General features: G+C 70.9%; 15 protein-coding genes and 3 pseudogenes. 6 read left to right on the top strand and 12 right to left on the bottom strand.

What is annotated here, in order from left to right; all coding sequences use genetic code 11:
• Positions 1–154: 154 nt before the first annotated feature.
• The 5 genes and pseudogenes from CG719_RS36760 to CG719_RS28065 all read right to left on the bottom strand — a co-directional run.
• Positions 155–1114 (bottom strand): annotated as a pseudogene (locus CG719_RS36760) (lysylphosphatidylglycerol synthase transmembrane domain-containing protein); the annotation flags it as partial.
• On the bottom strand, positions 1111–2079 hold the full coding sequence (locus tag CG719_RS28080) for a methyltransferase domain-containing protein (RefSeq protein ID WP_234375804.1): 969 nt from the start codon (positions 2077–2079) through the stop codon (positions 1111–1113). The gene CG719_RS28080 and the pseudogene CG719_RS36760, both read right to left, overlap by 4 nt.
• Positions 2080–2228: 149 nt before the next feature.
• Positions 2229–3413, bottom strand: coding sequence for a glycosyltransferase family 4 protein (locus tag CG719_RS28075; RefSeq protein ID WP_100571504.1), 1185 nt, complete (start codon positions 3411–3413; stop codon positions 2229–2231).
• The gene (locus CG719_RS28070; RefSeq protein WP_100571503.1) at positions 3410–3808 is read right to left on the bottom strand and encodes a 6-pyruvoyl trahydropterin synthase family protein; all 399 of its coding nucleotides are present in this window, start codon (positions 3806–3808) and stop codon (positions 3410–3412) included. The genes CG719_RS28075 and CG719_RS28070 overlap by 4 nt, the downstream gene beginning before the upstream one ends.
• A 151-nt stretch (positions 3809–3959) precedes the next feature.
• Positions 3960–4943: a zinc-dependent alcohol dehydrogenase gene (locus CG719_RS28065; RefSeq protein ID WP_100571502.1), complete on the bottom strand. Its 984-nt coding sequence runs from the start codon at positions 4941–4943 to the stop codon at positions 3960–3962.
• A gap of 109 nt (positions 4944–5052) precedes the next feature.
• On the opposite strand from CG719_RS28065, the gene CG719_RS28060 reads away from it, so the two are divergent.
• Entirely contained in the window at positions 5053–5844 is a 792-nt protein-coding gene (locus CG719_RS28060) for a CDP-alcohol phosphatidyltransferase family protein (protein WP_100571501.1), read from the top strand.
• A gap of 269 nt (positions 5845–6113) precedes the next feature.
• On the opposite strand, the gene CG719_RS28055 is transcribed toward CG719_RS28060, so the two are convergent.
• From CG719_RS28055 to CG719_RS28035, 5 genes are all read right to left on the bottom strand, one after another.
• Positions 6114–7478: a GH1 family beta-glucosidase gene (locus tag CG719_RS28055; RefSeq protein WP_100571500.1), complete on the bottom strand. Its 1365-nt coding sequence runs from the start codon at positions 7476–7478 to the stop codon at positions 6114–6116.
• Between the two features lie 32 nt (positions 7479–7510).
• Entirely contained in the window at positions 7511–8401 is an 891-nt protein-coding gene (locus CG719_RS28050) for a carbohydrate ABC transporter permease (RefSeq protein ID WP_100571499.1), read from the bottom strand.
• Positions 8394–9389 carry a carbohydrate ABC transporter permease gene (locus tag CG719_RS28045; RefSeq protein WP_100571610.1) on the bottom strand — a complete coding sequence of 332 codons (996 nt, stop codon included), beginning with the start codon at positions 9387–9389 and terminating at the stop codon, positions 8394–8396. Before CG719_RS28045 ends, CG719_RS28050 begins: the two co-directional genes overlap by 8 nt.
• Positions 9390–9403: 14 nt before the next feature.
• The gene (locus tag CG719_RS28040) at positions 9404–10720 is read right to left on the bottom strand and encodes an ABC transporter substrate-binding protein (RefSeq protein WP_100571498.1); all 1317 of its coding nucleotides are present in this window, start codon (positions 10718–10720) and stop codon (positions 9404–9406) included.
• Positions 10721–11267: 547 nt separating this feature from the next.
• Positions 11268–12680 (bottom strand): aminopeptidase P family protein, encoded by a 1413-nt coding sequence (locus CG719_RS28035; RefSeq protein WP_100571497.1) that lies wholly within the window; start codon positions 12678–12680, stop codon positions 11268–11270.
• Between the two features lie 145 nt (positions 12681–12825).
• Between CG719_RS28035 and CG719_RS28030 the strand changes: the two genes are divergently transcribed.
• From CG719_RS28030 to CG719_RS28015, 4 genes and pseudogenes are all read left to right on the top strand, one after another.
• Positions 12826–13809, top strand: coding sequence for a helix-turn-helix transcriptional regulator (locus tag CG719_RS28030; protein WP_100571496.1), 984 nt, complete (start codon positions 12826–12828; stop codon positions 13807–13809).
• Between the two features lie 264 nt (positions 13810–14073).
• Positions 14074–15831, top strand: coding sequence for an aa3-type cytochrome oxidase subunit I (ctaD, locus tag CG719_RS28025; protein WP_442802751.1), 1758 nt, complete (start codon positions 14074–14076; stop codon positions 15829–15831).
• A 3-nt stretch (positions 15832–15834) separates the two neighbouring features.
• Complete coding sequence (locus CG719_RS28020) at positions 15835–16401, top strand: hypothetical protein (RefSeq protein WP_100571495.1); 567 nt, start codon at positions 15835–15837, stop codon at positions 16399–16401.
• Positions 16402–16658: 257 nt separating this feature from the next.
• A pseudogene (locus CG719_RS28015) lies at positions 16659–17837 on the top strand (glycoside hydrolase family 10 protein); the annotation flags it as partial.
• Positions 17838–18218: 381 nt separating this feature from the next.
• On the opposite strand, the gene CG719_RS28010 reads toward CG719_RS28015, so the two are convergent.
• On the bottom strand, positions 18219–19556 hold the full coding sequence (locus CG719_RS28010) for a PASTA domain-containing protein (protein WP_100571494.1): 1338 nt from the start codon (positions 19554–19556) through the stop codon (positions 18219–18221).
• Between the two features lie 454 nt (positions 19557–20010).
• The gene (locus CG719_RS28005) at positions 20011–20217 is read right to left on the bottom strand and encodes a DUF397 domain-containing protein (RefSeq protein ID WP_100571493.1); all 207 of its coding nucleotides are present in this window, start codon (positions 20215–20217) and stop codon (positions 20011–20013) included.
• Between the two features lie 5 nt (positions 20218–20222).
• Here CG719_RS28005 and CG719_RS28000 point away from each other — a divergent pair.
• Positions 20223–20765 (top strand): annotated as a pseudogene (locus CG719_RS28000) (3'-5' exonuclease); the annotation flags it as partial.
• Positions 20766–20982 lie beyond the last annotated feature (217 nt).

The raw sequence follows: 20982 nt of genomic DNA, 5'->3' as shown, positions 1-20982 counted from the left end.
CCCCGTCGGACGCGCGGCCGGGTTCCGGGGCGGGTTCGGCGGGGCGGGACCCTGCGCGCATCGCGGTGTACCAGCGGACGACGAGGACGAGCGCCCCCGGCAGGCTGGCGACGAAGCTGAGCACCCCGTACACCACGGCCACGGTCACTCCGGTGCTCGCGCCGAGTCCGGCCGCGCCGAACGCCCAGGCGGCCACGCCCTCGCGGGGCCCGAACCCGCCGACGTTCAGCGGCAGTCCCATGGCGACCAGCGCGAGGACCGCCAGGGGCAGCAGCACGAGCACCGGGGCCGCGGGGCCGGCGACGTGCGCGGCGACCACGAACATCACGATGTGCCCGGCCAGGACGACGGCCGAGGACAGCGCGACGCCCGGCCCGTTGCGGCGGGACAGCAGCCCCTCGCGGGCCTCGGCGAGGGCGCGGCGCAGGGCCTGTCCACGCCGCGAGGGCGCGCGGTTCATCCGCAGGGCGAGGACGATGGCGAACGCGCCGGCGGCGGCGAACGCGAGCAGCGCCACGAAGTGCCGCGTCTGGTCGCGCACGGGGGACGGCAGGGCGAGCAGGACGGCCGCGCCGGTGACGGCGAGCGCGATCTGCCCGGCGACCCGTTCGAGGACGACGGCCCGCACGCCGCGCCCCAGGTCGCCGGCGCTCTGCCCGTGCCGCACCGCCCGGTGCACGTCGCCCAGGACACCGCCGGGCAGCGCCGCGTTCAGGAACAGCGCACGGTAGTAGTCCGCCACCGCAGGGCCGAGCGGCAGCCGGATGCGCAGTCCGCGGGCCACCAACTGCCAGCGCCAGGCGCTGAACACGGTGGTAACCAGCCCGATGCCGAGCGCCACGAGGAGCGTCGGCGTGTCGATCCGCCGCAGCCCGTCGAGGAAGACACCGGTGCCCAGCCGCCACAGCAGGACGGCGAGGATGGCGACTCCGGCGACGGTGCCGAAGTGGGTGCGCGCGGCCCGGGTGTTGAGGCGGGAGAGCGCGGCGGCGAGAGGGGTGCGAGCGCGGTCGTCGGCGGATGTGCCGTGCGCACGGGACGCGTTGGACGCCCCCTCCCCCGCACCCGCCTCCCTGTCGCGCACGCGAGGTGCGTCCACCGTCTGGGCGCTCATGCGGCACGGTCCGTCGGCCGGGACAGCGCCAGGAGGTCGTTGTGGTGCACGACCACCTGCAACTCCCCCGCCGCGCAGGCCTCCAGACGGTCGGCGAGGTAGCGGTCGGCGCGCGGCTTCAGCTCGGGACGCTGTTCGACGGCCGCGCCGACCCAGCCGCGCAGCCACTGCGCGGTCAGTTCGCGCTGGTCGGGTCCGAGCCGCCAGGGGCTCGGGTGCACCCGTACGGTGGCGCCGTGTGCGGCGAAGGCCTCGCAGGCCACCTCGACCGCGTCGGGACCGAGCAGTCCCGTACGCCGCTGGTGGGCGTTGAACGCCTCGGTGATCTCGGCGTCCAGCGGATCGGCCGGGGTCAGTTCGACCCGGCCGGCCACCGAGAGCGTCAGCAGCGCCGGGCAGCCCGCTCCGGCACAGGCCGCGGCGAGGGTGTCCATCTCCTCGCGGGTCAGGACGTCCAGCAGCGCCGAGGCCGTGACCAGGGACGCCCCGGACAGGGCGTCCGGGGTGAGCCGGGCCACGTCGCCGCGCCGAGTCTCCACGGTGACCCGGCTGCCGTCGGCGGCGGCGCGCGGGGAGGCCACGGCCGCGAAGTGCAGCAGGTAGGGGTCGCGGTCGTGCAGGACCCAGTGCTGGGCGCCGTCCAGCCGGGGGGCGAGCCAGCGGCCCATCGAGCCGGTGCCGCACCCCAGGTCGTGCACGACGAGCCCACCGTGCCGGATCGGCAGGTTCGCCAGCCGGATCCGCAGCGGATCGAGCAGCTCGGTGGCCCGCGCGGTGGCGTCCGCAGCCTCGCGGAGCTGCAGCCACTCGGGCGCGTACCGGGGCGGCTCCTCGTGCGCCTCGTCCTCCCGAAGCCTCACGGTGGCCCGCTCACCGGGCCGCTGAGCGGGCCCGGCCCCCGGAATCACCTCCGGGGACACGGTGTCCTGAGCCGCAAGTGGGGAGAGAGCGCCGGAATCCGCCATGTCCGAGAGTTCCTTTCCTGCGAGCCGCGCCGCGTCCGGGAGCGACCGCCCTGCCACGCCCGTGGCGGGGGCGGACCGCTCCCGCGGGCCGGGCTGGACCGGGATGGTGCCGGTGAGCCCGGCGGTCTCCGTGGACGTGTCCGGTGTGGTCATGCCGCCCTCCGGGGTTCCTTCGGCAGCCGGCCGAGCACTCCGGCCAGGCTGCGGGCGGTGTTGGCCCAGCCGTCGAGGGCGGCGCGCCGGCCGCGTGCGGCGGACTTCAGCCGGCGCCGCACGTCGGCCTCGCCGAACCAGCCGCGCAGTTCGGCGGCGAGGGCCGCGGGGTCCTCCGGCGGTACGAGGATGCCGGGCACCCCGCCGTCGGGGGCGCGGCCGACCGCCTCGCCCACCCCGCCGACGTCGGTGGCGAGCACCGGGATGCCCCGCGCGAGGGCCTCGGTGACGGCCATGCCGTACGTCTCCGCGTAGGAGGCGAGGACCATCAGGTCGGCGGCGGCGTAGCTGGCGTCGAGCTCGGCTCCGGCGCGAGGTCCGGCCAGGTGGAAACGGTCCTGCAGACCGTGCTCCGCGATCAGGCCGCGCAGCCGGTCGACGTAGGCGGGGTCCTGGGTGAGCGCGCCGACGCAGGTGCAGCTCCACGGCAGGTCGGTGACCGCGGCCAGTGCCTCCACCAGCCGGTGCTGCCCTTTGCGCGGGGTGACCGAGGCGACGCACAGCAGCTGCGAGACCCCGTCGGTGCCGGGGGCGAGGGGCGCGATGTCGGCGCCGGGGGCGGCGGCGTGGACCCGCTCGGGGGCGAGGCCGTGGTGGGAGACGAGGCGGCGTACCGCCCAGTCGCTGGTGGCGACGACGGCGGCCACCGCGCGCAGCACCTGGCGTTCCCTGGCGTCGAGTTCCGCGGCCACGGCCGGGTCGAGTCCCGTCTCGTCGCCGAGCGGCAGGTGGACGAGGACGGCCAGGCGCAGCCGCTCGGCCTCGGGCACGACGGTCTCGGGCACGCCGCAGGCGACCAGCCCGTCGAGGAGGACGACGGCGCCGTCCGGCAACTCGCGCAGGACGCGGGTAAGTTCCGCTCGGGCCTCGGCGTCGGGGCGGGGCCAGTCGCCGTTCACGGGATGGGCCTGGACCTGCCAGCCGAAGCCGGGCAGGTCCAGGCTCACCCGGCGGTCGTAGGCGTTGCCGCCGCTCGGGGTGGCCGGGTCGTCGACGCCGCCCGGCAGGACGAAGTGCACGGTGCGCAGGGACATGGGGATGATCCCGACGTTCTCCGAGCCGGCGCGCTGCGCGGGCAGGTAGGTCAGGGGCGAGGGGCGATGGACAGTCGTCTCGGTCACAGCGCACGCTCGTAACTCGCCCAGGCGACGTGCGACTCGTGGAGGGTGACGGTGAGGCCGGCCAGGCCCTTGGCACCCTCGCCCAGGGCGCCCTTGTGGATGCGTTCGGCGAGCCGGTCGGCGATGACCTTGGCCAGGAACTCCGTGGAGGTGTTGATGCCGGCGAAGTCGGGCTCGTGGTCGAGGTTGCGGTAGTTCAACTCCGCCACCACGGCGCCCAGTTCCTGCGTGGCCAGTCCGATGTCGACGACGATGTTGTCGTCGTCCAGCTGCTCGCGCCGGAAGGTGGCGTCCACGAGGAACGTGGCGCCGTGCAGACGCTGCGCGGGCCCGAAGACCTCGCCGCGGAAGCTGTGGGCGATCATGATGTGATCGCGGACGGTGATGCTGAACAACGGACGACCCTCCAGGTGCGGCGCGTCTGGTCCCCGGCCGGTGCCTGCCGGGGGATGCCGTGTAGTACGGCTGACCGCTTCCCGTTGTTCAGTGACTTCTCACTCTTTTCTCAAGGTCAGGCGCTCTTGCCGTCCCCGACCGGACGATCCGTCATGATCGGTCGCCGTACCTGACCCGGTGGCACAGCGCCGGGATCTCCCCGGAGGCGAGCCTCGGCATCACCTGAGGCAGTTCCTCGAACGCGCTCTCCCCGGTGACGAGGGCGTCGAGCGCCGGGTCGGCGAGCAGGTCGAGCGCGAGGGCCAGCCGGTCGGCGTACGTGCGGCTGGAGCGGCGGGCCGGGGAGACGGTGCCGACCTGGCTGCTGCGGATGACGAGCCGACGGGAGTGGAAGGCCTCGCCGAGCGGGAGGGCGACGCGCCGGTCTCCGTACCAGCTCAGTTCGAGGACGGTGCCCTCGGGGGTGAGCAGTTCCAGCGCGCGGGCGAGGCCCTGCTCGGTGGCGCTGGCGTGCACCACGAGGTCGCAGTCGCCGAGCGCGTCCCCGGGCGACGCGAAGCCCACGCCGAGGGCCTCGGCGACCTCGGCGCGGGCCGGGTCCGCGTCCACCAGTTGCACGCGCACGCCGGGGAACCGGGCCAGCAGGGCGGCCACCGAGCAGCCGACCATGCCGCCGCCGACGACGGCGATGCGGTCGCCCACCAGGGGCGCGGCGTCCCACAGCGCGTTCACGGCGGTCTCGATCGTGCCCGCGAGCACCGCCCGCCCGGCCGGCACGTTCTCCGGCACGCAGGTGACCGCGCTCGCCGGGACGACGTAGCGGCTCTGGTGCGGGTGGAGGCAGAAGACGGTACGCCCGGCCAGCTCCGGCGGGCCCTCCTCCACGACGCCCACGCTGAGGTAGCCGTACTTCACCGGACCCGGGAAGTCGCCCTCCTGGAACGGCGCCCGCATGGCGTCGTACTGGCTCTCGGGCACCTGGCCGCGGAACACGAGCGTCTCCGTGCCGCGGCTGATCCCGGAGTACAGCGCGCGGACGACCACCTCGCCCGGAGCGGGCTCCGGAAGGTCCGTCGGGCGTATCTCGCCGCGGCCGGGCGAGGTCAGCCAGAAGGAACGCGCGGAGCGGTTCATCAAGAATCCTCCTGAACGATCGGGAAGTTGTTCACGTACCGAGGTGTGCACAGGCCGCGGACAACGTACGCGGCGTTGATCGACTCTGTCACTCGCCGGAGGGTGTTCGGTGGCCCTGAACAACACTTACGACGCACGGCTGGTCCAGCAGGAGACCGTAGTGGGAGCGGGCGCTCAGATCCTGTTGCTGGCCCTGCTCGGCCCGGCGATCGGCATGGGTCCCGCGGGCTGGGTGACCGGCCTGGTCTTCGCGGTCGCCACCTGGGCGGTGCTCTCCCGGGCCCTGCACCGGTCACGGCCGCGCTCCTTCGGACCGGCCAACCGGGTGACCCTGGGCCGGGCCGTTCTCGTCGGTGGGGTGACGGCCCTGGTCGCGGACTCCTTCGAGAGCGCGCCGCCGGTGTCGCTGCTGGTCGCGCTGACAGCGGTGGCCCTGATCCTGGACGGCGTCGACGGCAAAGTGGCCCGCCGCACGGGCACCTCCACGGCGCTCGGCGCCCGCTTCGACATGGAGGTGGACGCGTTCCTGATCCTGGTGCTCAGCGTGTACGTCTCGACGATGCTCGGCCCGTGGGTGCTGCTGATCGGCGGTATGCGCTACGTCTTCGTCGCCGCCGCCCGCGTGCTGCCCTGGCTGAACGCGCCCCTGCCGCCGAGCACCGCCCGCAAGACGGTCGCCGCGCTCCAGGGCGTCTTCCTGCTGCTCGCCGGATCGGACCTGCTGCCCCTGCCGGCCACCGCCGGCGTGGTGCTGCTGGCGCTGGGCCTGCTGGTGTGGTCGTTCGGCCGGGACGTGCTGTGGCTGTGGCGGACGTCGCGGCTGCGGACGGCCGCCGAGGCCGGCGGGGTGCTGCGGGCCGCCACGGTCGAGGAGGTACTGGAGCCGGCGCGGGCCGCGTAGCGAACCGCACGACGCCGACGGGCCCGGATCACGGGGGATGTGATCCGGGCCCGTTACCGTGCCCGCCGCTGCCGGAAGCACGACCTCGGCGGCCGATCGACGGCGGAGCGAATCTCCCGCGCCCTCGACACCATCGGCCAGGACGAGTCGTGGGGCACCAAGCCCGTCCGCCGCACTCGCCCCCGTCCGGCCCCGTTACGCGGGCCGCGCCCCTCGCGGAGGATCACCTCCTCGCGAGGGGCCGCGCCCGTCAGTCGGCCGCGCTGAGGTCAGGCGGTCCCGTGTCCCAGCTCCCCGTGTGCGCGCACGATCTCCGCGTAGCTGTGGCCGCTGGTCTTGATGGTGCGGGCCTGGGTGGCGTAGTCGACGTGGACGAGGCCGAAGCGCTTGGCGTAGCCGTACGCCCACTCGAAGTTGTCCAGCAGCGACCAGGCGAAGTAACCGGCCAGCGGGGCGCCCTTGCGGGCGGCGGAGGCGCAGGCGGCCAGGTGTCCCACCAGGTAGTCCCGGCGCTCGGGGTCGTCGACCGTGCCGTCGGGGCCCACGGTGTCCGGGAAGGCGGAGCCGTTCTCTGTGACGTAGAGCTTGCGCGCGCCGTACTCCTGGGTGAGGCGCAGCAGCAGCGTCTCGATGCCGGACGCGTCGATCTCCCAGTCCATGCCGGTGCGGGGCACGTCCGGGCGGCGTACGGAACGGGCGTGGGGCACCGGCCCGTCGGGGTCGTCGGCCACCGTCGCCGGGAAGTAGTAGTTGAGGCCGAGCCAGTCCAGCGGGGCGGCGATGATGTCGAGGTCGCCGGGGCGTTCGGGGAGGTCGACGCCGTAGACCTCGCGCATGTCGGCGGGGAATCCGCGGCCGTGGACGGGGTCGAGCCACCAGCGGTTGACGTGGCCGTCGTGGCGGCGGGCGGCGGCCTGGTCCTCGGGGCTGTCGCTCGCGGGGAAGACGGTGGAGAGGTTGTTGACGATGCCCACCTCGGCGCCGGACGTCACGGCGCGGATCGCCTGGGCGGCCAGGCCGTGGCCGAGAAGAAGGTGGTAGGAGGCGCGGACCGCGGCGGTCAGATCGGTCAGGCCGGGGGCCATCTTGCCCTCGAGGTGGCCGATCCAGGCCGAGCACAGGGGCTCGTTGAGGGTGGTCCAGTGGGACACCCGGTCGCCGAGGCGCTCGGCGACGACGGAGGCGTAGGCGGCGAAGTGCTCGGCGGTCTCGCGCTCGGGCCAGCCGCCGCGGTCCTGGAGGGCCTGCGGCAGGTCCCAGTGGTAGAGGGTGACGGAGGGGGTGATGCCCGCTGCCAGCAGCCCGTCGATCAACTCGTCGTAGAAGTCGAGGCCCTTGGGGTTCACCGGACCGTCGCCGTCCGGCATCACGCGCGGCCAGGCGATCGACAACCGGTAGGAGTTCACGCCCAGTCGGCCCATCAGCGCGACGTCTTCTCGCCAGCGGTGGTAGTGGTCGCAGGCGGTGTCGCCGTGGTCGTCGTTGTCGATCTTGCCGGGGGTGTGGGAGAAGGTGTCCCAGATGGACGGCGAGCGGCCGTCCTCGGCGACGGCCCCCTCGATCTGGTACGCGGATGTGGCCGTGCCCCACCGGAAGTCCTGCGGGAGTGCGGCGAGGTCGATGGCGTGGGACACGGAAGTCCTTTCGAGACTGGGGAGGTTGGCGGTCACTTCACCGCTCCCGCGGTGAGCCCGGCGACGAGGTAGCGCTGGAGCAGCAGGAACCCGGCGACCACGGGCACGCTGACGACGAGCGAGGCGGCCATGATCTGGTTCCAGTACACGTCGTACTGCGTGGAGTAGCCCTGGAGGCCCACCGCGAGCGTGCGGGTGGTGTCGTTGGTCATGACGGACGCGAAGAGCACCTCGCCCCAGGCGGTCATGAAGGCGTACACGGCGACGGCGACGATGCCGGGGATCGCGGCCGGCACGACGACCCGGAACAGCGCGCCGAGCGGCCCGCAGCCGTCCACCAGCGCCGCCTCGTCCAGGTCACGCGGCACCGAGTCGAAGTACCCGATGAGCATCCAGATCGAGAACGGCAGCGAGAAGGTGAGGTACGTCAGGATGAGGCCGCCGCGCGAGCCGAACAGGGCGATGCCGGTGGCGTTGCCGATGTTGACGTAGAGCAGGAACAGCGGGAGGAGGAAGAGGATGCCCGGGAACATCTGCGTCGACAGGACGGTGACCGTGAAGACGCGCTTGCCGTGGAAGCTGTAGCGGCTGACGGCGTACGCCGAGAAGACCGCGATCACCACGGAGCAGACCGTCGCGGCGCCAGCCACGATCAGCGAGTTGACGAAGTACCTGGCGAGCGGGACCGTCGACCAGATGTCGATGTAGGGGCGGAAGGTCAGGCCGCTCGGCAGCCACCGGAACTTGCCGGTGACGTCCGCGAGCGGCTTCAGCGAGCTGGAGACCATCACGTAGACGGGCACCAGGACGAACCCGGTCAGCAGGGTGAGGAAGATCCGCCGGGTCCACATGAAGGTGCGCGGCGGCGCCATCGGGGACCGGTGGACCGTAGTGGTCGCGGACTTGAGGGTGGTGTCAGACATCGGCGGACCTCCGTCCGCGTGAGGTGAGCGCGAGGTAGCCGCCGGTGACGACCAGCAGGAAGAGAAGCAGCAGGACGGACATGGCGGAGCCGGTGCCGAAGTTCCAGGTGACGAACGAGGCCTGGTAGATGTGGACCGAGATGAGGTCCGCGGCCTCGGGGGCGGCCTTGCCGAACAGCACGTACGGCGTGTTGAAGTCGTTGAACGTCCACAGGAACAGCACCAGGACCAGCACCTGGTTGACGGGCCGCAGGGACGGCAGGGTGATGCGGCGGATCTGCTGCCAGACACCGGCGCCGTCCAGCGCGGCGGCCTCGTACAGTTCGCGCGGGATGTTCTGGAGTCCGGCCATGACGATGAGGAAGGCGAACGGCCAGCCCTTCCACACCGACACCGTCAGCAGCGCGACGAAGCTGTTGTCGCCGATGAGCCAGAACGAGGGCTTGTCGGTGAGGTGCAGCTGGTCGTGCAGCACGTGGTTCACGAGGCCGTTGTCGTGCTGGAACATGAACACCCAGGTGATGACGGCAGCGTAGACCGGCAGCGCGTACGGCACCAGGAACACGGCGCGCAGCAGGCCGCGTCCGCGGAAGGTGTCCTGCATGCAGATCGCGGCCGCGGTGCCGATGAGCCAGCACAGGCCGACCGACAGCAGGGTGAACGCGATGGTGACGAGGAAGGAGTGCAGCAGCGCCTCGCCGACGGGGGCGTTGAAGTCCACCGACATGCGGTAGTTGTCGAGGCCGGACCAGGGAGCCGTGCCCCAGTCGCGGATGTAGAACTGGGTGAGCTCCTTGAAGCTCATCACGATGCCGATCACCATCGGCACGATGTGGACCAGGAGTTCGAGCAGCAGAGCGGGCAGGAGCAGCAGGTACGGCAGCGAGACACGTCCGAGCCACCCGGGGCGGCGCGGTCCGCGCGCCGCCCCGGGTGACTTCACGGGCGCCGTCGTCCCGCCGGTGTGCGCGGGAGCGGTGGTCGTCATGTGGGTGTCCGCGCTCACTTCGCCGGCATCTGCTGCTGGGCCTTCAGCAGCTTGGCCTTCACCGACTCCGTGGTGATCGTGCGTCCGGCGGCCGCGTCGGCGAACAGCTCCTTGACGGCCGTGCCGACGGTCGTCTCGAACTGGGACTCGTCGGCGACCTGCGGCAGCGCGGCGGCGCTCGTGGCGAGGGTCTCCTTCAGGACGGCGTTGTCCGGGGTGTTGAAGGCGGGGTCCTCCTGGGCGGCCTTGACCGGCGGGATGGAGGTGTAGGCCGTGTTGAGGATCTTCTGCTCCTCGTCGCTGGTCATGAACTTCACGAACTTCGTGGCGCCGTCGAGGTTGTGGGTGTTCCTGAAGACGGCGAGGTTGATGCCGGCGACCATCGAGTTGACCTGGGCGTCGGTGCCGGGGGTGCCGGACCGCACGGGGACCGGGGCGATGCCGTAGGCGTCCGCGCTCATGCCCTGGGACTTGAGGTTGGAGGAGGCGGACTGCCACAGCAGCATCGCCGTCTTGCCCTTGGCGAAGTCGCTGACCGACTGGTTCTGCGCGTACTCGGCGTTGCCCTGCGGGATGGCCTTGTCCTTGGCCATCAGGTCGACGTACTGCTTGACCGCGGCGACCGTGCCGTCACTCGTGAAGTCGGGCTTGCCGTCGGCGGTGAAGAAGTCGGCACCGTGCTGCTTGGCGAAGACGAAGACGTGGTGGATGTTCTCCGAGACGTTCGCGCCCTCGGCGCCGAGGACCTGCTTGCCCTTGGCCCGGATCTTCTTGCCGTCGGCGACGAGTTCGTCCCAGGTGGCCGGGGGCTTGGAGATGCCCGCGTCGGCGAAGATCTGCTTGTTGTAGTAGAGCGCGTACGCCATCGAGTACAGCGGTACGGAGGACGGGTCCTTGCCCTCGGCGCCGGTGGAGCCGAGCGCGGAGTCGACGAAGCGGTCCTTGCCGCCGATCTTGTCGAAGTTCTTGGCGTCCCAGGGCAGCAGCCCCCCGGTGGCCTGGAGGGAGGCGCTCCAGGTGTTGCCGATGTTGAGGACGTCGGGGCCCTGGCCGGAGGTGGTCGCGGCGAGGATCCGGTTCAGCAGGTCGGACCAGGGCACGACCTCCAGCTTCACCTTGATGCCCGTCTGCTTCTGGAACTTGTCGAGTTCGGGCTGGAGGACCTTCTTGTCGATCTCGATGCTGGCGCCCTGGTTGGAGGCCCAGTAGGTGAGCGTCTTCGGCGAGTCGTTGGACCCGCCACCCGTCGACGAACCGCCTCCGCAGGCCGAGGCGGCAAGGGCGAGAGACATGGTGACGGCGCCTACGGCCGCGGCTCGGATGCTGCGCATGGCTCCGGGTGTCCCTTTCCGGGAGTCGAGAACCGCGAGGAGTCCTCCGGACGCCGACACCGCTCTCGCTTCCGTGTCCCGTCGCTCGTTCTCGTGCGATCGGGTCCGGTTCGCTCGGTTCGACTTCCGAAGGCGCCTCATGGCTTAATTTAGGACGTGAGTTAAACCTCCGGGCGAGGCGTCGTCAAGGGATCCGGCAAGGACGAATCGGCGGTCGGCGGCGACGGAGACGGCACCTTCGGCCCGATTCGGCCGGCACGCACCGCCTGACCTGCGACAGGAGGGCGGGGGCGGAGCAGGGAAGGAACAGTACAACGGTTGGGTCTCGACGCCCGGCGCGGACGGCCCAGCGGGGAGGGGATCATCTCGACTGCGAGCAACGGAATTTGACGTGATGTCACTTGAAGTTTGGCCGAACTCCGTCGCACCTCTCGGCGCTTCTCTCGAACCCACACCGTTCACCTCTTGAGGTTGCGAGTTCACGGTTCACGCGAGGGCAGGGCTCGCCGGACGGCGAGCCCTGCCCTCGGGACGGTTCTCGATGTGCTCAGCCCGCGAACCGGGCCATCCACGCCTCGACCTCGTCCGCCGACCGCGGCAGGCCGCCCGACAGATTCTCGTGACCATCGGCGGTGACGAGCAAGTCGTCCTCGATGCGTACGCCGATGCCGCGCCACTCCTGCGGCACGGTCAGATCGTCCGGCTGGAAGTACAGGCCGGGCTCGACAGTGAGCACCATGCCCGGCTCCAGTACGCCGCCGACGTACTCCTCGGTCCGGGCCTGCGCGCAGTCGTGGACGTCCAGGCCGAGCATGTGACCGGTACCGGCCATCGTGAAACGGCGCTGGAGACCCAGCTCGTACGCGCGGTCGGCAGGCCCCTCGATGAAACCCCACTCGACCAGCCGCGCCGCCAGGGAACGCTGGGCCGCCTCATGAAAGTCCCGGTACGCGGCGCCCGGCTTGACGGCCGCCATGCCCGCCTCCTGGGCCTCGTACACCGCGTCGTAGACCCTGCGCTGGACGGGGGTGAAGGTGCCGCTGATCGGCAGAGTGCGTGTGACGTCGGCGGTGTACAAGGTGCGCGACTCCACGCCCGCGTCGAGCAGGAGCAGCTCCCCGGGGCGCACCGGTCCGTCGTTGTCGGTCCAGTGCATGATCGTGGCGTGCTCGCCCGCGGCGCAGATCGTGCCATAGCCCACGGCGTTGCCCTCGAGGCGGGCGCGGCGGAAGAAGGTGCCCTCGATCCACCGCTCGGACGACGCGATCGCCCGCGACAGCTCACCGACGACGTCCGTGAACCCGCGCACCGTGGAGTCGACGGCCGAGCGGATCTCCTTGATCTCCCACTCGTCCTTCACGAGGCGCAGATCGCTGAGGGCCTCTTCCAGCACCGCGTCGCGCTCCGCCTCGGTGGCGACGGCGGCCTCCAGGGACGGGTCGACGCCGCGGACGATGCGGGTCGGTGTGCCGGAGTCGGCTGCCAGATCGTCGGCCGCCGTGCGGACGTCCCGGCACGGCAGGCCGAGCACGCGCTCCGCCTCGGCGAGAGAGCGGCGCCGGCCCATCCACAGTTCCGCTGTGGCACCGGTCCAGAACTCGTTGTTGTCCCTGCTGTCCCGCGGGAGTTGGTAGCAGTAGGCGTCATGGCCACCGTCCGCACGGGGTTCGAGGACAAGGGCACCGTCCCGGGCCTGGTCGCCGGTCATGTGCACATAGCCCGAGTACGGCCGGAACGGGTAGGTGTCGTCGTTCGAACGGACCTTGAGGTTCCCCGAGGGGATCACGAGCCGTTCACCCGGGAAGCGCGCGGAGAGCGCGGCCCGGCGCGCGGCCGCGTACGGGGCCTGTTCCTCGAGCGTCAGCTCGCGCCTCTCGGTGTCCGCCCACCCCGTCCGCATCAACGCGGACAGTTCCTCGGAGATCTCTGAGTACAAACCGTTCTTACGGCCTTTCGCCACTGCGTCCGCCTTCCTGGGAGTCGAGCGCCGCCACGTGCCGACGGCTCGGCGAGGTTATCCCCCGCCGCCCACGTGCGGCGCCCACTGGTGCCACTGGCACAGATCGGCCATGCCCGGCCGGCCGCGGCCGTCGATAATGCGACTCATGACGAACGCGAACCTCGGCGAGGCACTACGGCTCCTGGGCGTCGGTCGGGCGGCGGCCCAGGCGTACCTCACCCTGCTGGAGCTGGCCCCCGCGCCGCGGAGCGAGATCGCCGCCGCGGCCGGACTGGACGGCCCCGGCCTGGCCACGGCGTACGCCGAGCTCGTGGACGCAGGCCTGGCCGGTGCCGTCGACAGGGACGAGGACGTGGTGATGCCGGTGGCACCGGCGGCAGCTCTCGAGGTCCTCGCCCGGCACCGTGCGGCCGAGCTCGAGAAATCCCGCATCGCGGTCGCGGGCGCCTTCGACTCGTTCCGGCGCCGACGGCTCACAGCCCACGCCGACCCCGTCGTCGAGATCGTCACCGGCGACGCGATCGGCCCGAGGATGCGCCAGGCCTGGGCCGGCGCCCGCCACCAGATCCGGCAGTTCGAGTCACCCCCCTACTTCCCTGTGGCCAGTGCCACCGACGACGCACTGGCCACGCTGGCCCGCGGTGTCACGCAACGCGTCGTGTACTCCCGCGAGTCGCTGGAACGCCCGGGCCACCTCGAACAAATCATCGAACCGTGCGTCAACGCCGGTGAGCAGGCCAGAGTTCTGCCGTCCGTCCCCGTCAAACTCCTGATCATCGACGACGCGTACGCCTTGGTGTCACTGTCGATCAAGGAGGCCGACGTACACAACAGGATGCTGGTCGTACAGCCGTGCGGTCTGCTCTCCGCCCTCATCGCGCTGTTCGAGCAGTCGTGGCAGCACGCTCTGCCCTTCCACGGCGGCACGGCCCTCCCAGGCGGTCTGCCCCCCGTCGACCGCCGTCTGCTGTGGCTCCTGGCCGGCGGCGCGAGCGACGACGTCATCGCCCGCGAACTGGGAATCAGCCGCCGCACATTGTTCCGCCGGCTGCAGGTCATGATGGCCCGGCTGGGCGCCGCGAACCGATTCCAGCTGGCCCTGCAGGCCCAGCGCAACGGATGGTTGTGACGGCCGGGCCCGGCCCGAGCCCACACGCACCATCGCGCGCGCCTTCACGCTGACCTGCAAGTTGCCACCACCGTGGAGCTCAGCGCAGGGCTGTTGGGCCCTGCGCTGAGGGACGCGGAGGGACTGTTCGGCCCTATCCGGACCCCGTACCGCTGCGGCGATCATGGGGCGGCGGCCGGGAGGTCCGGGTTCGATTTCTCGACCGGAGTACCTCCGGGGTCGTCGTTCCAGCGATGCAGAGAGCAGATCGGGAGGCACCGTCCGGTGGACGAGGTGCGCATACAACAGGCGGCGGCAGTGCGGCCGGAGGACAGGGACGAGACGCCGGCGCCCGCAAGCGCGGTCCCGAGGCGCGGCCTCAGCCGGCCCTCGTGGGTGGAGTGGCTGACCACCACCGACCACAAGAAGATCGGGACGCTGTACCTCGTCACCGCCTTCGCGTTCTTCGTGCTCGGTGGCGTGATGGCGCTGGCGATGCGGGCCGAACTCGCCCGGCCCGGACTGCAGATCATGTCGAACGAGCAGTTCAACCAGGCGTTCACGATGCACGGCTCGATCATGCTGCTGATGTTCGCGATGCCGCTCTTCACCGGCTTCGCGAACTGGATCATGCCGCTGCAGATCGGCGCCCCGGACGTCGCCTTCCCGCGGCTGAACATGCTCGCCTACTGGCTGTTCCTGTTCGGCTCCCTCATCGCCGCGGCCGGCTTCCTCACCCCGCAGGGCGCGGCCGACTTCGGCTGGTTCCTTTACGCGCCGTTGTCGGACGCGGTCCACTCACCGGGTATCGGCTCCGACATGTGGATCATGGGCGTGGCACTGTCCGGGTTCGGCAGCATCCTCGGCTCGGTCAACTTCATCACCACGATCATCTGCATGCGCGCGCCGGGCATGACCATGTTCCGCATGCCGATCTTCACCTGGAACGTGCTGCTGACCGCGCTCCTCGTCCTGATGGTCTTCCCGGTGCTCGCGGCGGCGCTGTTCGCGCTGGAGATGGACCGCAAGTTCGGCAGCCACGTCTTCGACTCGGCCAACGGCGGGGCACTGCTGTGGCAGCACCTGTTCTGGTTCTTCGGCCATCCCGAGGTGTACATCCTGGCGTTGCCGTTCTTCGGCATCGTCAGCGAGGTCATCCCGGTCTTCGCCCGCAAGCCGATGTTCGGCTACATGGGCCTGATCGGCGCGACCATCTCGATCGCGGGCCTGTCGCTGACCGTGTGGGCGCACCACATGTACGTCACCGGTGGTGTGCTGCTGCCGTTCTTCTCGTTCATGACCTTCCTGATCGCGGTCCCGACCGGTGTGAAGTTCTTCAACTGGATCGGCACGATGTGGAACGGTTCCCTGAGCTTCGAGACACCGATGCTGTGGACGGTGGGCTTCCTGGTCACATTCCTCTTCGGCGGTCTGACCGGAGTGATCCTGGCCTCCCCGCCGCTGGACTTCCATCTGTCCGACTCGTACTTCGTGGTGGCGCACTTCCACTACACGATCTTCGGCACGGTCGTGTACGCGATGTTCGCCGGATTCCACTTCTGGTGGCCGAAGTTCACGGGCAAGATGCTCGACGAACGGCTCGGCAAGATCACGTTCTGGACGCTCACGGTGGGCTTCCACCTCACGTTCCTGATCCAGCACTGGCTGGGCGTCGAGGGCATGCCGCGCCGGTACGCCGACTACCTGGCGGCCGACGGCTTCACCACGCTCAACACCCTTTCCACGATCGGGTCGTTCCTGCTCGGCCTGTCGATCCTGCCGTTCTTCTACAACGTCTGGAAGACGGCCAAGTACGGCAAGCCGGTCGGCGTCGACGACCCGTGGGGCTACGGCCGCTCCCTGGAATGGGCCACCTCCTGCCCACCGCCCCGGCACAACTTCGCCTCCCTGCCCCGCATCCGGACCGAGTCCCCGGCGTTCGACCTGCACCATCCGGAGATCTCGGGGGTCACGGGGGTCACGGGGGTTGCGGGTGTCGATGGGACCGCGGGGCGGGCCGCGGTGGGAGAGGCGGCGAGGTAGGCCGTGCCGCACGCCGTCGCCGCCCTGGGAGCCGCGGCGCTCACCACCGCGGGCTCCGTCTGGTACGTGCCGGCCCTCGCCGACCTGCGGGCCGGCGCGGACCGGCCGGAGTCCCGCCGCATCGCCGCCGCGGCCTGCGTGACCGGCTGGGCCGGCGCGGGCGCCCTCGCCGTGCTGCTACTCATCGCCGAGGCATGGTGGACGCCGGTCGCCGCGGTGGCGGCCGGCACCGCGGCCGCCACCGCCCTGCGCCTGCACGCAGCCGCCCGGCGCAGACACGAGGCCCGCGAAATGGTCCACCACTGGAGCCACTTGGGCCACGTCCCGTCCCCGACCGGCCCGTCACACCCCCGGAACGTCGTCGCCACCGTCCTCGTCTGCGGCCTGGTCGCGGCGGTGACCGTGGCGGCCTGGACTTGGCACTCCGCCTCGGACCCGGCCGACGACCCGCGCTGGGTAACGGTCGCCGCTTCCGCCGCGGTGATGGGGGTGTTCCTCACGGCGGCGGGGGTGTACGCCCGCGCGACTCGCCCCACCATGGCGGTCGTTCGGGCACGACAACGGCGCTAGCGGCGACTGACGGGCTCTGGTCGAGGCCCGTCAGGAGCGGTTCAACTCGGCGTCGATGGAAGTTTCTTACATCGAACACCAGCGATTTGGTAACAACTTTCACTCCGCTCGTTGACCAGGCACGGCCGCGCTGGGAACGGTGAGCCGATCAAGACGCTCCCGTCTCTCTTCAAGGAGTCCGCGTGACCGACACCGCGAACCACGACTCGGCCGCACGTCGCCCCACGCGCCGCGTGCTGCTGCGTGCCGCCGGACTGATGGCCGGGCTGGCCGCCACAGGGTTGCCCGTCCCCGCTGCCGCGGCGGCCGCCGCCGACAGAACCCCGACCGCGTACCGCGACCGCGAGCTGCGTGGCGAGTGGATCGCCACCGTCGCCAACATCGACTGGCCCTCGCGGACCGGACTGAGCCCCGCCGCACAGCAGGCGGAGTTCATCGCGCTGCTCGACCACGCCGTATCGATCGGGCTCAACGCGATCTTCGCGCAGATCCGTCCGGCGGCCGACGCCTTCTGGCCGTCACGCTACGAGCCGTGGTCCCAGTACCTGACCGGCGCTCAGGGCCAGGACCCCGGCTACGACCCGCTGGGCTTCATGGTCCAGGCAGCGCACGACCGAGGGCTGGCCCTGCACGCGTGGTTCAACCCGTACCGCGTCTCGCTGCAGTCCGACGTCACCAAGCTCGTGCCCGGCCACCCGGCGCGGCTGCACCCGGAATGGATCGTCTCCTACGGCGGCCAGCTGTACTACAACCCTGGCATCCCGGCCGCCCGCGCCTTCGTCGAGAACGCCATCATGGACGCGGTGGAGCGCTACGAGATCGACGGCGTCCACTTCGACGACTACTTCTACCCCTACCCGGTGGGCGGCCTGAACTTCCCGGACGACGACGCCTTCGCCGCGTACGGCGCGGACTTCACCGACCGGGCCGCCTGGCGCCGGCACAACGTGGACCTGCTGGTGCGGGAGGTGCGCGACCGGGTGCGCGAGGTCCGTCCCGAGGCGGCGTTCGGCATCAGCCCCTTCGGCATCTGGCGCAACAACTCGAGCGACCCACGGGGCTCGGCCACCAACGGCACCCAGTCCTACGACGCGCTCAACGCCGACAGCCTGGGCTGGGTGCGCAAGGGCTGGGTGGACTACATCGCCCCGCAGCTGTACTGGAACATCGGCTTGGCGGTGGCCGACTACGCCGTCCTCGCCCCGTGGTGGGCGCAGGCGGTCCGCGGCAGCGACGTGCAACTGTGGATCGGCGAGGCCGTGTACAAGGTCGGCGACCCCGCCCAGCCGGCCGCCTGGCAGGACCCGGCCGAACTCTCCCGGCACCTGACCATGGACAGGGGACTGCCGGAGATCAGCGGCGAGATCCTGTTCAGCGCCACGGATGTGACCGCCGACCCGATCGGCGCGATCACTCGGCTGACCGCCGACCACTGGCAGCGGCCCGCGCTGCCACCGGTCCTGCCGAGACTTGCCCGCGGGCCCGCGCCACTGCCCCCGCTCGCGTCGGCGGCCCGGACGGCCGACGGCGGGCTCCGGATCGAGGTACGCTCCCGCGGCAACCACGCCCCCGCGCTGTACGCACTGCGGCAGCACACCGCCGACGGCGACGGCCTCGTGGCGGTGCTCCCGGGTGCCCGCCACACCGAGTGGACCGTCCCGGCAGCCCCGGAGGGCGCCAAGTACACGGTCACGTCGGTGGACCGCGCCAACCGCGAAAGCTCGCCGATCACGGTTCGGGTGCCACTTCGCTGACACGGCATCACCACCTTCGGGCCCGGCCCTGGTTCCCGTCTGGGGCCGGGAGTCGTTACCCGGTCACCCTGAGTTGTACCCCCACCGGGCATTGCCGTCCTTGCCCATGAAGCACTTCGCAGGCCGCCCGTCGGTGGTCGTCGCGATGGCACCGACGGGAGAGCAGTACTGCCCGAACTGGATACCGGCCTGACTTCCGCCACCGGTGCCACCGCCCGAGCCGGTGGACGACCCACCACTGGTGGAACCACCCGAGCGGGTGGACGACCCGCCACTGGTGGAACCGCCGCCCGAGCTGGTGCCGTAGGAAGGCTGGGGGTGCGGCTGCGGCTTCCGCTTCGGTTTTGGTTCGGGCTTCGGCTTGGGCTTCGCCTTGGGGCTGGGTTTGACGCAGGGGTCGCCGGGGCCGATCAGCCACAGGTCGATCTGTGCCCCGGTCGTGACCTCGGTACCGGGTTCCGGCTGCTGCCTGCACACCCGCCAGTCGGCCAGCTCCTGCAGCCCGTCGTACATACGCTTGCCGGTATAGGCGTGGAAGTAGATCGTGGGCTCCAGGCCGAGGTCGCCGAGAGCGAGGGAAGCATCGTCGGCGCGATCGCCGATGAGGTCCGGCATGACGACCCGGCGGGGGCCGTGCAGCCGAGTCGGGCACTCCTCCTGCTCCGGGACCGCGTACAGGGTCAGCGTCCCGGCTGACGGACGGACCACCTCGTCGTGGGACGGGCTCTGGAAGCAGACCTGCCAGCCGGTCGTGGTGGTCTTCACCGGCCGGCGATCGGAGGAGGCGTCGGCTGCCGACACCATCTGCCACGGATGCAGGTCGGCCGACGCGGCCGCTATGGCGAGAGAGGTCCCTTTGAAGTCGGGTACGGCCAGAGCGGGCTCGGGCTTCTGGACCACGACCTCCTTCTCCTTCTCGTTGGAACCCGGGCCCAGGACGGCGAAGACGACTCCGATCACAGCCGCGGACACGAGAACAGGGTGTCGGCTCATCCAGGTGACGAACCGTATTCCGCCGCCGGGGCGCAAGGGGGAGCCGAGGGGCAGGATTTCGCCCATGGCCACGAGGCACTCGCCCTTCGGGTCGAGTTTTGACCCCCACAGCTTGTGCGGATGCCCGTGGACGAGGACATCGACGGAGCCGAACATGCCGTAGGTGCAGCGGAGGATCCGCAGGGGCGCCGGGACGCGGGTCGCTCTGGGCGTCAGCAGGTTCCGCAGGAGAATGAGACCGTTCCTCGTGAGCACGGCACAGCCCCAGCCATTGTGGTAGATGGCCCGGACGTCTTCCTCGGGCCCCAGTTCCCCCAGCAGCGCCTTCGCTTGTTCGTCGGACAGGGAGATGCTCTCACCAGCGGCGGCTCCGGCGGTGCGCCAGTCCTTGGCCAGCAGATCGGACAACGGTTCTCCAGCTCTTTCGATGAGTTATCCGGACATGTCGAGCTGTGAGCCCCGGGGGCCGGTACGCCGCCCCTTCGCAAAGACACATCCCACGCCGCCGGGCGCCGTGCAGGAGGCCCTGCGCGACAGTTACCGACATATGGAGATGTTAACGGCCGCCACTCCAGGCCCAACACCAGCAGGAGTCGCCGAACAGTGCGGTGACCTGCGGTGATTCTCGGCAGTCATCCTCCTCATCGTTGGCACGCGGCCTCGACCCGTGCCGTCGGACGGATGGTCGCGCAGCAGGGCCGTGTGTGAGCGAAGAGTTCGTCGAGCTCTCACGTCCAACCTCGACCGCAGCGCCCGCCCCTCCTCCTGGCGGATGATCGGCCAGGAGGAGGGGCTGGACGACCTGTGACACCGTTGGGGCCCGGGTGCGCACCCGGGCCCCAACCGTCGTACGTCCGTCAGCTCAGTGCGCGGCGGCCATCCGCACGAAGCCGACCCACGCTTCGGCTCCGAAAGCAACCTTGGCCGCTGTGGGCCGCTTTGAGTCCCGAACGAGGACAGCTCCGGTGGCTGCGGCAACTTCAACGCACTCCCCGCCCCCGCCGCTGCTGTAGCTGCTCTTGAACCAGGCCGACTCCGGCACAGTCGGCTGAGTGGGCTGAACGGTCATTTTTCTCCCGGCCCATCACCCGTCTGGAGGACGAGAACCGGAACGAGACCCTGCTGGGGTACCGCTCCGCGCTGCACGGCGACGGCCCGACCACGTACGCCGCGGAGACGGAGGAAGCGGAGCTGGACGCTTTGGTCGCTCAGGTGCGGGCATGGATGGAGGCGGGTGTCAGCGCCGCGGAGATAGGTGTCAGCGCCAGGTTCAACAAGACCTGCGCCAGGACGGTGGCCCACCTCAAGGCCGCCGGCATCCCCGCCGCATCGCTGCGGACCGCCGACGCCACGGGCGAGTCGGAGGCCGTGCGGGTCGGGACCATGCACTCGTTCAAGGGCCTGGAGTTCCGCTGCGTCGCCGTGATCGGCGCGGGCGACGGCGCACTCCCCTTCCCGAAGGCGATCACGCCACCCGAGGTCGATCCCCAGCAGCACGAGACCGACATGATGTCCGAGCGCTGCCTGCTGTTCGTCGCCTGCACGAGGCCGCGCGACAGCCTGTACGTCTCCTGGTCCGGCGAGCCGAGCCGGTTCCTGGTGGAGGCGGGGGCGTGACGGGACAGGCCGGGGTCACGGTGCGCGCACCCGGCTGCCGTACCGCCCCTTCGCGGCGTACCCGCATGGCCTGTTTCCGCAAGTGTTCCTCAGCACGGGCGACCCCCCTGGTCGCGCTGCGGCATGTCTTGCACCCGTAGAACGGCTCGAGGATCGACCGGGGTTACGTGAGCGGCTCGGTACCCAAGAAGGCGTGTACGGGCAGCACCCCGACATG

The sequence above is a fragment of the Streptomyces sp. CB01373 genome (assembly GCF_002803075.1).
Lineage (GTDB): Bacteria > Actinomycetota > Actinomycetes > Streptomycetales > Streptomycetaceae > Streptomyces.
This window is presented reverse-complemented; position numbering and strand designations above follow the sequence as displayed.

Excerpts from the sequence above, each read along its gene's own strand:
- CG719_RS28080 (WP_234375804.1), bottom strand. The coding sequence starts at position 2,079 with ATGGCGGATTCCGGCGCTCTCTCCCCACTTGCGGCTCAGGACACCGTG.
- CG719_RS28040 (WP_100571498.1), bottom strand. The coding sequence starts at position 10,720 with ATGCGCAGCATCCGAGCCGCGGCCGTAGGCGCCGTCACCATGTCTCTC.
- CG719_RS28050 (WP_100571499.1), bottom strand. The coding sequence starts at position 8,401 with ATGTCTGACACCACCCTCAAGTCCGCGACCACTACGGTCCACCGGTCC.
- CG719_RS28065 (WP_100571502.1), bottom strand. The coding sequence starts at position 4,943 with ATGAACCGCTCCGCGCGTTCCTTCTGGCTGACCTCGCCCGGCCGCGGC.
- CG719_RS28005 (WP_100571493.1), bottom strand. The coding sequence starts at position 20,217 with ATGACCGTTCAGCCCACTCAGCCGACTGTGCCGGAGTCGGCCTGGTTC.
- CG719_RS28030 (WP_100571496.1), top strand. The coding sequence starts at position 12,826 with ATGACGAACGCGAACCTCGGCGAGGCACTACGGCTCCTGGGCGTCGGT.
- CG719_RS28045 (WP_100571610.1), bottom strand. The coding sequence starts at position 9,389 with ATGACGACCACCGCTCCCGCGCACACCGGCGGGACGACGGCGCCCGTG.